This window comes from Paraburkholderia sp. EB58 (genome assembly GCF_050436665.1).
Classification (GTDB): domain Bacteria; phylum Pseudomonadota; class Gammaproteobacteria; order Burkholderiales; family Burkholderiaceae; genus Paraburkholderia.
In genome coordinates this window covers 168,329-184,171 of the sequence record NZ_JBNDMQ010000001.1, presented here as the reverse complement: position 1 = coordinate 184,171, position 15,843 = coordinate 168,329, and the positions used below count along the sequence as shown (strand labels likewise).

Genomic DNA, 15,843 nt, shown 5'->3' with positions numbered 1-15,843 from the left:
TCTAGCTACCGTATCTATTGGAGGCGTAAGTGTTCCTCGATAAAAATCGCATCACGTTCAACACCACTGCCGCCAGATATTCGACGCTGGTTATGGAACTCGATATCGCACGATGCGCTGGTTACACAGCGGTGGAGATATCGCAAGACAAAGTGCGAAGGTATCTCGACGCAGGCTATTCGGTTGATGACCTGCGTAACGAGCTTGATGGTTTGGTGGTTCACGGGGTTGGCGCTCTTGTCGACATCGAGCGGCAAGGTAGCGCCGAGAAGGAGCTCTTTCGTGAGGCGGATAAGCTTTTCATGCTGGCGTATGCCATCGGGGCCAAAGGAGTGCAGATTGTCTCGGGGCCGTTGGACGTCCAGGCGGTCATGGACTTCAACGAAAAGGGGTATTCGAACCTTTACACGGGGCTTCTTCATCATCGCCACGACGACCAGGTGAAGCTGACCGTGAAAAACCTGACAGCAATCGCTGACCGCGCGCTTGAATACGGCCTGACGGTTTATCTTGAGGCACTCTCATGGGCTCCTCTCAACACCCTTGAGGAGCAGGTTGATGTCGTACGGCGAGTGGGTCGCGAAAACCTGAAGCTCGTCGTCGACTTCTGGCATTGCTACACATCGGGCGCAACGCCGGAAGAGCTTTCGAGAGTCGAGCGCGATTACATCTATGGCGTGCACGTATGCGACTCCTTGCCGTATCAAGGGGGAGTACCGGTGGAGACGGTCTTGCGAGATGTGCCAACGGGAAGCGGCGTGTTGAACCTGCGGGATTGGACCGACGCTGTGAAGTCGACAGGCTTCGACGGTTGGTGGTGCAGTGAGACCTTCTGCAAGAATCAACAGCAAGGCAACAGTTATGCTGTGGCGAAGGATTTGAAGCGGCAACTGGAAACGCTTGTCTTCAGTTGATGCAGGTGAAGAAGCCCGTTGCAGCAACGCACGGGCTTCATTGATTTGCGCAAGGTTCGTTCACGATGCACCAAGTGTGAACGTGCATCACGCCCACCGCGCAGTTCAGGTCGGGCTGAACTGCGCTATGGTCGTGTCGAAGACGTGCTTGGCACGCACTTCGACGGGCGCTTTCCGAAGGAAGTCGGAGAGAATCTCCACGCCCCAATACTTCTGATGGAATCCAGCTTTTTTCACGGAGTCGATGAAGGATGGGCACTTGAACTCGCCCTCACCACACGCCTTGCGGTGATACGTAGAGTCGTTCATCAACGTGCCGGTTGCGCTCGTGTTAGCGTCGTTGAGCTCAACGCCTTTGATGAGATTGGCCGGAACCGCAGCAACATCTTCATAGGTGGTGCCGCTGCGGACTACGTGCCAGATATCAATGATGAGGCCACCGTTTTCCCGATTGGCGCCCTGTACGATTGGCAGCGCGTCTGCGAGACTCGCGACCTTGCAAAACGGCATGAATTCGAGCCCAACCGTCGCGTCGATCGTACCGAAGTCTTCGCAGAGCATGGCGAACTCATCTGCCATTTGATTGTGGTTCGTAGGAGTGAGGTCAAGGTGGCTCACTCCTACCTTCAGATTGCACATGCCTAGCTCGCCGCCGAATTCCAGAAATTCCCGGCGCGCGCGATCAGATGCTTCGCGACGGCCGTCGGTCGTGTACCAGTCCATCAAGATTTCGAGTTCGAAGAACTCGAGGCCGTTGTCCTTGAGAATGCGCCGAACGCCTGGCGCGCCGTACTTTTGTACGCTGAAGCGGCAATCGTCCAGGCTTAGCCCAATCCCCTTCCAGCCAGCTTTGGAGGCGGCCTCAGCTCGCATCGCGAGGCTGTCGGGGCTAATCCACTCTGCGTCATTGGGGTGGGTGTCACCTGCAATCGTCCAGAATGCTGCGAGCAAATTCGTGTCTTTACCGGTCATTGGAATCAAGCCTTGCCTGAAGTTAGGGCCATCTTGTCAACAGCGCTTAGAAGCCGTCTCATGTTCCTACGAGGATGGTACTGCTTTGGCGTCATGGCCGCTGCGGATGGGATTTCACTGCTTCCCCTTTGCTAATCAAGAGTATTTGGCTTCAAAAATTCGGCCGCAACTTCGCAACGAGGTGAGGGAGTGACGCAGACTGGCGCAGGACATTCGGATGGGTTGAACCAGAGCGTGGCGTTTCGGTGAACAGGTTCAACATGGAGAGGCAGAGTTGTTTTGCGTAGGTCTGCGACAGATTGCGAAGTTGATTGGTGAATTTCAGCGGAGGATACTACCCGTCACCTTGTTGCAATTTCGTGCCTTCGGGAGAAGAGAGATGAATGCCTTACCCCTTGCCGGTAATGTGTCTTAACCCTCGCCACCCCAAAGGATCGTCGAATTGTCACCGGCCATGTATTCCCGCACTTCAAGTGGCAGTGAGGAATCACTCGGCAAAAGAACTGTCGCATTGCGCAGATGCTTCTTGCTGATTTTTCCCTTATCGCAGAAGCCAAACGCGAGTCTGGTTGAAAACGGTTGGCGATAGGAAGATGAGGCCACGCCCGACACCAGGCCGTACAGGAAGCGGATAGGCCGACGGTGCTGTGGAGTCAGGATCGAAAAGGTGAGCTCGTTTTGCTGCTGACCTTCAAAGTCAACCATGAAAATTCGGTCCCCAATCAGGAAGCAGAACCCGTAGTACGTGAACGAATAGCCCGTCTTGCCGCTGCCGTCCAGCAACGGAAATCGTTCAACAGTGACGTGCTGGATTGTCGACTCGGCCTCATAGAGACAGGTGACCGACCGAAGGATGCGCCCTTTGTAGATTGACGAGTGATGGTAGCGGTAGTAAACGCCTAAATAATCGCGCAGAGGCTCGACCGACGCTTTCGCAAAGGGCAGAAAGGTGGCGAACTGCGAGGACGAGCGAAGCCCCATCGGCAGTTCACTCTCGAAACCTTCGTAGAACTGTTTGAAGTCAGCCGGCTGACGGTAAAGGTCAGGGACCTCCATCATGAAGTGCCGTGAAATCTTCTGAAGCACCTTGTGCGAAGGTGCGTGCTGTCCAGCGAGGTACTTGTTGAACTGCTGCCGGTTGATGTCGAGAGTACGGCATAGACCGGCAACAGAGCTGCATGACTCGACGAGTAGCACGAGGTTCTTCTGGAGGTTGGTGCGGTCTTGCGGTCGGTCCATAAACTTGGTGGCAATGTAGTGTGGGTGGAGACGCCTTCACGGTGGCGTGCTGCGTTCGTACCCCAACATACCCAATCATGGTGAGCACCGCAAGGTGCTCATTTAAACGGGGCGAGAACAAAAGGCTGCCCGGCGGAATTCGAAGGCCTTCAGCGAATACCGACCCGGGATCCGCCGCCGGCATGGCTGCGAAGCGCTGCTTCCACGAAACGCATACCCTCGACACCGTCGTTGACGTCGGTGAGGAGCGCGCTGTTGGCCGGAATCGAGGCGTTTTCGAGCTTGGCCGCGATTTGCAACGCCGCGTCACGGTAAAGCTGGGCGAATGCCTCGAAGAAGCCCTCAGGATGGCCAGCAGGAAAACGTGCGGCATGGTCGGCAGCGGGGCTATGGGCACGTCCCTTTGTCAGCCGGATCGTGTTCCCATTGAGCGGTGTGTGCCAGAGGAAGTCGGGGTGCTCCTGGTCGAAGGCGATTGAGCCTTTGGTCCCGTATACGCGTAGGCGCAGTGCGTTTCCCTCACCAGCGGCAATCTGGCTGGCGATAAGGTTGCCACGTGCGCCAGAGCGATAAAAGAGCGTGGCTTGCACATGGTCGTCCACCCGACGCCCGGCGACCATGGAAGCCACGTCAGCTGACAACTCGTCGGGAAGCATGCCGGTCACGAAGCTCGCCAGATGATAGGCATGAGTGCCAATATCACCGAGGCAACCCCCTGCACCCGTACGGCTCGGGTCCGTTCGCCATTCGGCTTGTCTGTTCCCCTGCAACTCAACCGGCTCCGTCAGCCAGTCTTGAACATACTCCACGGCGATGAATCGGACGTCCCCCAGTTCTCCTGCCGCGACGAGATCCTTCGCGTGGCGCGTCATCGGATATCCGGAGTAGGTGTATGTCACGCCGAGAAGCTTGTCTTTGCGTTGAGCGAGGTCGCGCATCTCAATCGCCTCGGCCAACGACAGAGCCAGTGGCTTGTCACACATCACGTGGATGCCGGCCTCCAGGAATGCCTTTGCGACCGGAGCGTGTAGATGATTCGGGGTGACAATAGCGACCACATCGATACCGTCAGGACGCTGAGCTTCCGCCGTTGCCATCTCCTGGTAGTCCGTATAGATGCGCGATGGGTCGAGGAAGAGGGCGCGGCCGCTCTCCTGGGCTCTTTTCTCGTCCGATGACAGGGCTCCAGCGACGAACTCGTAGCAGTCGTCGAGCCGCGCAGCGAGTCGGTGTACCCATCCAATGTAGCCGCCTTGGCCACCGCCTACCATCCCGAGTCGTAGTCGACGATTCATTTCAGTCCCCTGCAGTAGGAATTCACGGAGCTAGCAACGCAATGGCGCAGTCCGAATGAGGAGCGAAAGGTGCGGAACGGCCAGGGCCGTCCCGCGCCTTCGCTCATCGGCTCCGAATCGAGCTTTTAGAAGCCGCGGCCCTCAACGTACTTGTTGCGGAGGTCGCCGAGGTAGGCCGGAACGGTGATGTCCCACCAGCCCGTCGGGTGCATGTTGCTATACGGACGCTCAATCGAACAAATCGCTTCGACGACATACGGTTTGCCCGACTGAATCGCGCGCTGCAACGCGGCGCCGATTTGACGCGGGTCATCCACGCGTTCGCCCTCTGCGCCCAGCGACTTCGCGAAGTTTGCGATGTGTGCCGACCACGGTGAGCCGTCCGGCGTCTTGAAGCCTGTGATGATTTCACGGTCTTCGCCGAACATGTTGAGTTGCAGGTTGCGGATAGCACCCCAGCCGCCGTTGTTGATGATGAGGAACACCGCGGGGATGCCCATCATCACAGCCGTCGCCAGCTCTTGACCCGTTTGCAGGAACGCGCCGTCGCCGCAGACTGCGACCACCGGCTGGTTCGGTGCGCCCAGCTTTGCACCAATCGCTGCAGGCAGCGCGAAACCGATGCCCGAGAAGCCACCCGGCGTGATGTGCTGCTTCGCGCCGTAGACCGGAAACTCGTTGAACACCTGGTTCTGCGGGTTGCTCGAATCGGTAACGACAATGGTGTTGCGCGGCAGCACCTTGCGAGCTTCAAACAGGACTTGCGAGACTGTCATCGGCGAATGGTTGCATTCGCGCAGCGGCCGCAGGTGCTCGAGCCATTCTGCCTTGAGTGACTGTAAGCGCTTGAATTGCGGCGCGTTCTGGTAGTCGCGCGGCTTCGCGAGGTCGCGCATTTCGTCAAGCAGAGCCGAGAGGATTGCCTTCGCGTCGCCAACGATACCCACTTCGGCCGGATAGTTCTTGCCGATTTCAAAGCCATCGATGTCGACCTGGATGAGCTTCGTCTTCGGAATATCGAACGTAACACCTGGGCGGTACGACGACGTGATGCGGTCACTAAAACGGCAGCCGATGGACAGGATGACATCGGCTTCGCGCGTCATCGCGTTGCCCGGGATGGAGCCGAGGTCACCGCAGGGCCAGGCGTACAGCGGGTGGTCTTCAGCGATGGAGCCCTTGCCCATGAACGAAGTTGTGACCGCTGCGCCAACGTATTCGGCAATAGCAACGAGGAGTTCGGTCGCTTCGGCTGCAATCACACCGCCGCCGGCGAGGATGACCGGGCGCTCGGCGGAAAGCAGGAGCTTGGCGGCCTTGCTGATATCAACCGGGTCACCATGAAGGCGGCCGTGCGCGCGATGGGTCTGCGGCGCCGGCAGCTCAACGACGGCCGACTCAGCCTGCAAATCTTGCGGCAGGTTGATGAGCGCGGGACCACGACGGCCTTCGAGCATAACGTTAAACGCCTGTGTCATCACACCGGGAATCTGCGCGACCTGGCTCGGCTGCCACCAGCGCTTGACGACGGGTTCGGCCATGCGCGGGAAGTTGTCGCCGTGCGGACGGTCGATTTCCTGCAGCACGCCCTTGCCGCTCATGTACGTGTGCACACCGCCGGTAATCAGCAGTTGCGGAATCGAGTCAGCGAACGCAGTTGCAACGCCCGTGAGCGTGTTCGTGGCACCCGGGCCGATCGACGAACATACTGCCGCGATTTGGCCGGTGGCGCGATAATAGCCGTCGGCCATGTGCGACGCGCCTTGTTCGTGCATCGCCGGGACGAGGGTGATTTCCTTCTGGCGGTCCACAAACGCGTCGAGCAGGGCGGTGTTGCCGTGACCGGGAATGCCGAATGTGTAAGGCACCTTTTCGCGGATGAGATATTCGACGACGATTTGACCGCCGGTCATTTCCATTTTTTCAGCCATTGAATCGCTCCTTTGCATGGCAACTTGATACAGATGCGCGCGTTTCCGCGACACGGTTTACGTTTCCGTTTATCGGTCAAACAACGCCTGGCTAGCCTGCTCCCGCGAGTCCCGAGCGAGACGGGTTAAGCGGATTAAGCGGATCAGGCGGCGTGTTGTGAGGTCTTCCGAAAGTCTTCTTTCAACATATGGTCAGCAGCGCGTAGCGCCTGCGCTACGATGGTCAGCGCCGGGTTGACCGCGGCGGAAGAGACCATGAATGAAGCGTCAATCACGAAAAGGTTCGCGTGTTGATGACTACGGCAGTATGGGTCGATAGCACTCGTGGTTGGGTCGACGCCAAATTTGACCGTGCCGCACTGGTGGGATGTCGAATGACGAATCAGTGGTTTTACGAGGACGATGGGGTAGCCCGCCGTCTTCAACAGCGACGTCAACTTCTCAACGAGGCGCTGGTGTGGCTTGAGATTGTTCCGCTTGATCGCGAGTTGGATCTTTCCGTCGCGGAGAACGATACGGTTCTCGGGGTCTGGCAAGTCCTCTGAGAACGCAATCCAGTCCATGCTATGTCGAGCCATCGTCGACCCGACAGCTTTGGGCAGGAACGGCACATTCGCGGACAGCATGCCGCCCTGAAGTTTTCCGAGCATCTGGGCGTGGCCGAGAGGAAAGCGATATTCGCCATCACCAAAGTAGTACTGATTGAGCGCAAGCGTCTTCTGGAAGACGGTATCGTTCGTCTCGAACGACAGGCCCATCAATGCTGTCTGGTTGTGTGCCATGTAGTGACGGCCGACCACACCGGAGGCATTGGCGACGCCGTCGGGTGCCGTATCGCAGGCCGAACGCAGCAGCAGTGCTGCGCTGTTAATTGCCCCGCACGATACGACGACAACACCTGCGCGAAGAACCTCAACCTGCCCGTTGCGCGTTACCTCCACCCCCTCAACCCGCTTGCCATCGGCAGAAAGCACAAGCCTCTGCACATAGCAGTTCGTGATGATCTCCACACGACCGGTATCGAGGGCAGGCTTAATCAGGCTTGTTTCGGCATCGTTTTTGGCGCCCAACTTGCAGGGAAATCCATCGCAGGTTTTGCAACGGATGCAGTGCCCTGCGGGACCGAAGTCGACGGCTACGGGAAGCGCGGAAGTACTGGCTCCGTGTTGACGCATCGTATCGGCCATCCGCGCAACCAGCGGCTCGGACGCGAGCTTCGGTGCGGGATAAGGTTGACTGCGCCACGGCGCACTGGGGTCACCGCTGTCGTCCCCATGCACGTCAAAGATGGATTCTGCTTCGCAGTAGTACGGCTCAATGTCAGCGTAGCTAAGCGGCCATGCCGGAGAAACACCTTCTTCATGCTCGAGCACGCCGAAGTCTTCTTCGCGGAAGCGAATCATGCTACCGCCGTAGAACTTGGTACAGCCGCCAACGTTGTAGTAAATGTTGGGACGGAACGCTTCGCCTTGGCCGTCCAGCCAGCTGTCGTGGGCGGTGTACTTCTTCTGGTGGAATACGGACCCGACGCTCCAGTTGTCGGCTTCACGAGGGACCCAGTCACCCCGCTCGAGCACCAGCACGTTAATCCCGTTTTCGGCCAGGCGGCGGGCAACCGTCCCACCGCCGACTCCGCTGCCGATTACGATAACGTCGGGATTTCTTTGCATGATGACTTTGAAGTGTGTGGGGTTAGCGTTGGGTGGATTGCTTCACACCGTCGCGGCTTGAGCAGATGGCACAAGTATTTGCGCCCAATAAGTTCCGCTCAATTTCGCAACCGCATGGAAACTGACGCAAAGTGACGCAGGAGGGCATAGTGGTTTAGCCCAGGAGCGCTTCTACCCTGCGAAGGTACGTCGTGAGCTCAATCGAGTGCGTCAACCTGCCCGTGCCTGGGGACAATGTTGGCGGCGAGGCAAACGGTTACGAGCAGGACCGCCAAAAGCCCGAAGGCTGCGGGCAAGCCAACTCCATGAGCGATAAAGCCGATGGCTGCGGGTCCGGTCAAAGTGCCTGCATATCCAAGCGTCGCGGTCGCCGCGATGGCATGTTCCGATGGCATCGACCTGTTGGCCCCTGCCGCCGAATAGAGAATCGGGACCACATTCGCACAGCCCACGCCCATCAGCGCGAAGCCGAATAGGGTTAAGTACGGACCGGGCGCAAAGACCGCCAAAACGACACCCACGGCGCCGAGGGCGCTTCCCATGCGTACCACGCGACGCGCTCCGAGCTTTGCAGCGGTCCAATCGCCTGAGAGTCTCATTGCCGTCATGGTGCCGGCGAAGACCGCGTAGCCGATGCCCGCTTGCGCTGCCGGCATTGCCTTGGACCCGGACAGTAGCAGAGCACTCCAATCGAGCATCGCGCCCTCGACCAACAGCAGCATGAGGCACATGCTACCGAGCAGCAGCACGCTCCCTCGGGGAACAACGAGCGACGAACCGTGCGTCTGATTCTTGTCGCTCAGGAAATGCCGACCGAAAATGACGAGCGCAATGATGAGCGCAGATGCGGTGGCAATAGCCGTAGCGCCCGGCGTAACGCCTGCCGACAGCGCGGCCGCTGCGCTTCCCGCGCCCGCAAGACCGCCGATGCTGTAAAGCGCGTGAAAGCCCGACATCATGCGTCGTCCCGAGCCTTGTTCGACAGCAATGGCGTGAACGTTCATGGCAACGTCCATGGTTCCGATTGCGCCGCCAAACACTGCGAGCACCAAACCGGTCAGGTAGAGCCCGTCCACAGAGCCAAGCAGACTGAGCATGACCGCGGCAACCACCATCGACACATTGATGACGCGCCGGCAGCCGAACCTGGAGACGATACTTCCAGAGCTGACCATCGCGAGGATTGAGCCGACACCAAGACATAGAAGAAGACAACCCAAAGTCGCCTCGTCGATGACGAGCCTGCTTTTGACGAACGGGACCAGCGGCGCCCATGCCGCAACTGCGAAGCCGGCCGCGAAGAACGCGCCCCGGGTCGCATGTTGTTGCCAGACTGTTACGGATATACGGGCATTGGTGAAACTGCAGGCTGTCATCGACTAGCGTCCCCGGGCAATATGAAATTGCCACATGCCCGGACAGCGCATGTGGCAGTCGCAACACACGTCAGAAGCGGTGACGAATACCCGCGACGGCCAGAACCTGGTAGTTTGCGCCGGAGTTCACGTCATAGGAGCCGATGACCGCTTGTGCATCACCCATTCCGTTTTGTCCGCTTGCGTGCTGGTATGCGGCAATAGCGTACAAATCGGTGCGCTTGCTCAGGTAATAGTCGACCCCGAGATTGACCTGGTGATAAGTTGCGGACGAATCCCCGGTCGACTTGGTGTAGTTGTAGCCCACAATCGTCTGGAAGGTCGGCGTCACCTGCCAGATGCTGAACACGGAACCGTTCTGGTACTTCTCCGAGCGGGTGAAAGTCGACGCGCCATCCGGAACGTATTCCGAGTAGCTGTAGGCCGCTCCAACGGTCACCTGGCTGATGACATACTGCGCAGCGACGCGCGCAATGCTGATCGAATTCGCCGATTCATACGCAGAGTTGACCGCGCTATTGAAGAATGAGTCCGATGCAGTAGTGCCACGCGACGAAGCGGTCGCGTTGCCGTTGTTGACATGCAGATAGCCGGCTGCGAGTGACAACTGACCACCGTTGTACGCGGCGCCGCCGGAATAAACCTGACCGGACCCCGTGGCGCCCGCGATACCACCGAAGGCATACATTGCTTCGAGCGAGACGCCGCTCCACGTGGGGCTTACCCACTTGACAGCATTGTCGAAGCGAGCGCTGTCATCGTAGTTGTCGACATCGCCCGGCGTTGCCCAGATGCCGCTGAACGAGTCACCGGTGATGGGTTGAACAACGTCCGTCATTGCGTCGTACTGGCGACCGAGTGTGACGGTGCCATAGGTCGGTGTGCTGATCCCCACCCACGCCTGACGGCCGAAAAGGCGGTTGCCCTCGTGCATTTGGCCGGAAGCGATGTCGAAGCCGCTCTCAACGTCGAAAATCGCGCTCATCTTTCCGCCGAGATCCTCCGTGCCTTTCAACCCCCACTCGTTCTCGGCGACGTTGCCGGTCGACATTTTCCATTGAGAACTCTGGCCACCGCTGTTGTGGATGTAACCGATCCCAGCGTCCAGAATCCCGTAAAGCGTGATGGTGCTCTGCGCGTGAGCGTTCAGGCAGGTTGCCAAACCCAGTGCGGCTGCTAGCGCGGTAAGTTTCCTCATGTCTGCTTCCTGTTATTTAAAAAATGTAGTTAGGTTCACTGCCATACGGGGGCGGTGCTGAAAGCTACGCGGTCGGACGCCGGACGCCCATTGCGTGACATGAAGTGTTGGCAGCCATAAATCCGGGCTCAATTTCGCAGCGTTGAAAAAACGCTTCGCATGCTGACGCAGGGAGTGCGTCACATGGCGGCTTTTGGTCGCGACGCTGTGCGAAGGACCGCGGAATGGAAAGGGAATGCGTTTGCCCGCACTATTGGCAAAGATGCGAATCGACCCGCTGCCGCCCAATGTGCGCGGACCGCCAGGAGGTTCGTGAAGTTATCGAGTCTGACGCCAACGAACAGGGAAGCGGGAGCAGGGAGTATCCGTTTGCTCTCGCCCCATGGCTCGCAGACGCAATCAGGAGACGTGATGCAGGCAGGGAAGCGCGGAGATGAGCGGGCCAGACGCTCTATAGGTAGCTACGACTACATTATCGTTGGCGCCGGAACGGCTGGGTGTGTCCTTGCGAGCCGGTTGTCCGAAGACGCTGATGTCTCCGTGTTGCTTCTTGAGGCCGGAGGTGTTGATGACTATCACTGGATACACGTTCCTGTCGGCTATCTCTACTGCATTGGTAACCCGCGAACCGATTGGTGCATGAAGACGGAAACGGAGGCCGGACTCAACGGTCGCGCGCTCTCTTATCCGCGCGGACGTGTCCTCGGGGGTTGCTCGTCTATCAACGGCATGATTTACATGAGAGGGCAGCGAGAGGACTACGACGATTGGGCCAGGCTGACTGGAGATTCGTCGTGGAACTGGGAGTCTGTCTTGCCAATCTTTCGCGATAGCGAGGACTACCACGGCAGTGCCAGTGACGCACACGGCAAAGGTGGGCCGTGGCGGGTCGAGAAGCAGCGTCTCAGGTGGGAGATTCTCGAAGAATTCTCACGCGCTGCGCAAGAAACGGGTATCCCTTTTACCCATGACTTTAACCGCGGCAACAACGCGGGCGTTGGCTACTTTGACGTGAATCAGAAGAGCGGCGTCCGCTGGAACGCATCCAAAGCGTTTCTTCGTCCTGCGATGAGGAGGCCTAACCTGACTGTCATGACCGGAGCAATGACCCAGCGTCTGACGTTCAACGGCAAGCGTTGTAGCGGTGTGCATTTCCAGCTCAACGGGGAAGACGTGAGTGCGACGGCGAACCTTGAAGTGGTCGTTAGCGCAGGTGCCGTCAATTCTCCGAAGTTATTGGAATTATCCGGGGTGGGGGACGCAGCGCGGCTGAAGCGGTTTGGCATTGATGTGGTGAGCCATCTCGCGGGGGTGGGGGAGAACCTGCAAGACCATCTGCAACTGCGCATGGCTTACCGGGTGTCTGGGACGAAAACACTCAATACACTTAGCGCGACCTGGTGGGGGAAGCTCGCGATCGGCATGGAGTATGTCATCAAGCGCAGCGGGCCGATGGCGATGGCACCCTCGCAACTGGGCGTGTTTGCAAACTCCGGAACGGACGGCACGGCCGCGCGCCCGGATATCCAGTATCACGTCCAGCCGCTTTCCCTCGAGAAATTTGGTGAACCATTACATGCATTTGACGCGTTCACGGCGTCGGTTTGCCAGTTGCGGCCGACCTCGCGAGGCACGATTCACATCAAATCGCGCGATGCGTCGGTACCGCCCGCTATTGCTCCGAACTATCTGTCTACCGAGTATGACAAGACGGTCGCGGTGAATGCGCTCCGATACACGCGTCGTATCGTGTCTGCCAATGTTCTGAAGAAGTACGAACCGCAGGAGATTCTTCCCGGGAAGCAATTCCAGACTGACGAGGAGCTTGTTCGTGCGGCGGGAAATGTTGGGACTACCATTTTTCACCCGGTGGGAACCTGCCAGATGGGACGGAAGGGCGAGACAGGTGCTGTCGTCGACTCGCGCCTGCGCGTCTTCGGGGTCGACGGACTGCGCGTTGTTGACGCATCGATTATGCCGACGATTACCTCCGGTAACACTAATTCGCCAACGGTGATGATTGCGGAGAAGGCGAGTCGCATGATTGAGGAAGACAGAAAAGCGAGAAATTCATCCAGGGTTATTGGGTTGCCGGTGAGCAAAACCGCTGCGTGATGTTGTCCCCGCGGTTGTCCCGAGGTTGTCCCGCAGCGGCTTGCCGGGACAAGCTCCAGTTATACCATGCGTGAGGCTCCTACTAGCCTCTTGGCGCAGGGCCCAGGCCCTGCGCTTTTTTTTCGTGGATCTCGCACCGTTCGCTCGCAGCGCATCGCCGCGTCGCTCGCTGTGAGCCTGCCAACTGCACCTCTGTAACGGACCGTCACCCCTCACGAGGTCCATTGCAACAAGGGGCCGAAAGCGTTGTGTACGGGTTTGCCCTATTCGCACTCCATTTATAGAGCTTTGGGGTACGGGGAGAGCGGCTTGAAAGGGGTGGCCCGTTCCTGACGGGCTTGTGCGGCGGAGATGAAAGCCAGTGCGAGCGTTGCTGCAGAAACTGCCAAAACTCACTGCGTCAGTTTGCGTCAGGTTTGGTCCGGTTGCGAAATTGAGGCCAACATTTTGAATGCTGAAACTGCGTTCACATTGAACCGATTCCCAGTGCATAAGCCTAGAGGAGACTCCCCGTTGCAAGTGCACAAGGGCAACGTTCGCTTCATTCCACTCTCTTAAGCGGGACCAGCGCAATGGCATCGATCAAATTTGAGCACGTCTACAAGACGTTCGGCGAAACCAACGTCGTGTCGGACCTCAACCTGGATGTCGAGGACGGAGAGTTTCTCGTTTTCGTCGGACCGTCGGGCTGCGGCAAATCAACGACCCTGCGGATGCTGGCCGGACTCGAAAGCCCAACGGACGGTCGTATTTCGATTGGAAACAAGGATGTGACGGCCCTGCCGCCCGGTCGGCGCGACATCGCGATGGTTTTCCAGAGCTACGCGCTTTACCCGCACATGTCGATTTACAAGAACCTCGCGTTTGGGATGGAGGTGCGCAAGTCGAAGCCTAAGGAAATCGAGAAGCGTATCCGTGAGGTCGCTGCCATGTTGAAACTCGAAAACCTTCTCGCGCGGAGCCCCGCTGAGCTCTCCGGCGGCCAGCGGCAGCGTGTTGCGCTCGGCCGCGCGATGATTCGCGAGCCACGGCTGTTCCTGCTTGATGAGCCGCTCTCGAACCTCGATGCGGCGTTGCGCACCCATATGCGCAGCGAAATATCTGACTTGCAACGCCGTCTCGGCACGACGATGGTTTACGTCACGCATGACCAGGTTGAAGCGATGTCCATGGGTCACCGTATCGCCGTGTTCTCCGGGGGCAAGCTCCTCCAGATTGATACGCCTGAACGCCTCTACCGACGTCCCGTGGACCGATACGTCGCAACGTTTATCGGCTCTCCGCGCATGAACATCGCGCCCAGCGAAATCAGCCTCGCATCGTCGGATGCCGACTGTCACGCTCTTGGCGCGAAGTTCCGCCTGCCGCCGGCTCAGCGCTCTGAATTCAATGGCTCGATGCCATCAAAAGTCGAGATTGGCATCCGCCCGGACGACCTCCATTGGGTTAAGGATGCGCCCGCACGATGCGATGTTCGGACATCCGGTGTCGTCAAGGCAATCGAGACCACCGGGTCGGAGAACTTTGTGCGTGTTGCGATTAATGGTGCCCTGGTCGATGCACGATTCCCCAGCTTCTCGCCTGTAGCACCCGGCGAGCGGGTGGACCTCGTTTTCGACCCCGCGGACCTTCACTACTTCGACGCCGATACCGGTAAGAGCCTCCGGCACTAATGCGGGATGGAGACATGGGTTCATTTCAACAATAGATACTAGGAGTCCAGCAATGCGTTGTTTTACTCGCAGCAGCAAGAAGTTGGTCGCAGTGGCGTCAGCGATGCTGACCGCTGGTTCGTTGCTTTGCAACGTAGCTCATGCGGATACCGTACTTAAACTCGCTTACGGGTCCGAGTATGTGATGGTTACGCCGGAGCTCACGAAGAAGTTCTGGGGTGACATCAAGACTGATTTCGAAAAGTCCCATCCCGGTGTCACGGTTCAGCTCGTTCCTATTCCCGGCGGCTTTGACGACATTGTGACCAAGGTCAGCATGTCCTATGGCAACCCGAGCGCCGCTCCGGATGTCGCGCAATTGCCGGCTCAGGAGATGGCGCAGTGGGCCGCGAGCGGCTATCTCTTGCCGCTCAACCCGTACCTGGCAAAAGCAGCGTGGTGGAAGGATGTGCCGGACGCGGTCAAGCAGGAATCCACGGCGGGGAAGGATGTCATTGGTGTCAGCCAGGGCGTGAACACGTCGGGCTTGCTTTACGACCGACAAGTCTTTGCGAAGGCCGGCCTTCCGGCTGACTGGAAGCCCAAGAACTGGCAAGACGTGCTTGATGCGGCGCGCAAGATCAAGAAGAGCGATCCAGGTGTTTGGCCGTTGTGGGCGATTACGGGACCCGCTGGTGGCACATCGGCGCTCGTTTTGGGAGCAGCCAATCTCTTGATGGCGTCGAGTGACCCGACGATCAAGGATGCGTCCGGCAAGTGGGCCGTCGATACCAAGGGCATTCGCGAAGTCCTGAACTTCTACCGCCAGGCTTCGGCTGAAGGGCTTCTCGCACCGTCTTCGTTGATTCTGAACGCAAACTCGCCGGCGCTCGCCACACCTGAGATGCCGAAGCACCACATTGGCATTGCCCTGGTAGGCAACTATGTCCCGGCCGCCTGGAGCAAGTCGATGTGCTCGCCGTGCTGGCCGGATGCCGCGAAGTCCGTGGGTTTCGCGCCGCTGCCTACTGTGACGGGCGGTGGCGTGGGTTATGCCAGCGCGTTTGGCGGTTGGGACGTCTCGATCTACAAGAAGACCGCGCACCCTGACCTCGCGTGGCAACTCATTGAGTTGATTGTCGGCAAGCAACACGCCATCGATGGTGCGAACTGGACCGGCTTTGTTCCGGCGCAGAAAAGCTACTGGACGGACAAGCAATACACCGAACTCGCGCCGCCTTATCAGGAGCAATTCGGCAAGCTGCTCGCGGTGGCGAAGAGCGTGCCGGCTGACCCGGACTATCCGGTCTGGGCGCATGCGTTCGAAGCGGCGACCGAGGCGCTCGTGCTGAAGCCGAATATGAGCGTGGACGACGCCGTCCGCATGATGAAGAGCGAACTGTCTAACCAGCTTGGTGACGACAAGGTGATGGCCGCGCGATAGTCGGTGCGGTTCGCTGGCTGCTGCTCCTGGGCGGCCA

General features: G+C 58.7%; 11 protein-coding genes. 4 read left to right on the top strand and 7 right to left on the bottom strand.

Features of this window, described 5'->3' with window-relative positions:
- Positions 1 to 29: 29 nt before the first annotated feature.
- On the top strand, positions 30 to 914 hold the full coding sequence (locus P3T40_RS00825; RefSeq protein ID WP_429265785.1) for a sugar phosphate isomerase/epimerase family protein: 885 nt from the start codon (positions 30 to 32) through the stop codon (positions 912 to 914).
- Between the two features lie 105 nt (positions 915 to 1,019).
- Here the strand turns inward: P3T40_RS00825 and P3T40_RS00820 are convergent, their stop codons facing one another.
- The 7 genes from P3T40_RS00820 to P3T40_RS00790 all read right to left on the bottom strand — a co-directional run bounded on the left by P3T40_RS00820 (position 1,020) and on the right by P3T40_RS00790 (position 10,595).
- Positions 1,020 to 1,886 carry a sugar phosphate isomerase/epimerase family protein gene (locus tag P3T40_RS00820; protein WP_429265784.1) on the bottom strand — a complete coding sequence of 289 codons (867 nt, stop codon included), beginning with the start codon at positions 1,884 to 1,886 and terminating at the stop codon, positions 1,020 to 1,022.
- A 411-nt stretch (positions 1,887 to 2,297) separates the two neighbouring features.
- Positions 2,298 to 3,083: an XRE family transcriptional regulator gene (locus P3T40_RS00815; protein ID WP_429265783.1), complete on the bottom strand. Its 786-nt coding sequence runs from the start codon at positions 3,081 to 3,083 to the stop codon at positions 2,298 to 2,300.
- A gap of 191 nt (positions 3,084 to 3,274) precedes the next feature.
- Complete coding sequence (locus P3T40_RS00810) at positions 3,275 to 4,420, bottom strand: Gfo/Idh/MocA family protein (RefSeq protein WP_429265782.1); 1,146 nt, start codon at positions 4,418 to 4,420, stop codon at positions 3,275 to 3,277.
- 125 nt (positions 4,421 to 4,545) lie between these two features.
- Positions 4,546 to 6,351, bottom strand: coding sequence for a thiamine pyrophosphate-binding protein (locus P3T40_RS00805; protein WP_429265781.1), 1,806 nt, complete (start codon positions 6,349 to 6,351; stop codon positions 4,546 to 4,548).
- A 143-nt stretch (positions 6,352 to 6,494) separates the two neighbouring features.
- On the bottom strand, positions 6,495 to 8,021 hold the full coding sequence (locus P3T40_RS00800) for a GMC family oxidoreductase (protein WP_429265780.1): 1,527 nt from the start codon (positions 8,019 to 8,021) through the stop codon (positions 6,495 to 6,497).
- 197 nt (positions 8,022 to 8,218) lie between these two features.
- Positions 8,219 to 9,397: an MFS transporter gene (locus P3T40_RS00795; RefSeq protein WP_429265779.1), complete on the bottom strand. Its 1,179-nt coding sequence runs from the start codon at positions 9,395 to 9,397 to the stop codon at positions 8,219 to 8,221.
- 70 nt (positions 9,398 to 9,467) lie between these two features.
- The gene (locus tag P3T40_RS00790; protein ID WP_429265778.1) at positions 9,468 to 10,595 is read right to left on the bottom strand and encodes a porin; all 1,128 of its coding nucleotides are present in this window, start codon (positions 10,593 to 10,595) and stop codon (positions 9,468 to 9,470) included.
- A 411-nt stretch (positions 10,596 to 11,006) separates the two neighbouring features.
- On the opposite strand from P3T40_RS00790, the gene P3T40_RS00785 reads away from it, so the two are divergent.
- The 3 genes from P3T40_RS00785 (at position 11,007) to P3T40_RS00775 (ending at position 15,806) form a co-directional block, all read left to right on the top strand.
- On the top strand, positions 11,007 to 12,710 hold the full coding sequence (locus P3T40_RS00785; RefSeq protein WP_429265777.1) for a GMC family oxidoreductase: 1,704 nt from the start codon (positions 11,007 to 11,009) through the stop codon (positions 12,708 to 12,710).
- A 572-nt stretch (positions 12,711 to 13,282) separates the two neighbouring features.
- Positions 13,283 to 14,383, top strand: a complete 1,101-nt coding sequence (locus tag P3T40_RS00780) for an ABC transporter ATP-binding protein (RefSeq protein WP_429265776.1) — start codon at positions 13,283 to 13,285, stop codon at positions 14,381 to 14,383.
- A 52-nt stretch (positions 14,384 to 14,435) separates the two neighbouring features.
- On the top strand, positions 14,436 to 15,806 hold the full coding sequence (locus P3T40_RS00775; protein WP_429265775.1) for an extracellular solute-binding protein: 1,371 nt from the start codon (positions 14,436 to 14,438) through the stop codon (positions 15,804 to 15,806).
- Positions 15,807 to 15,843: the final 37 nt, after the last annotated feature.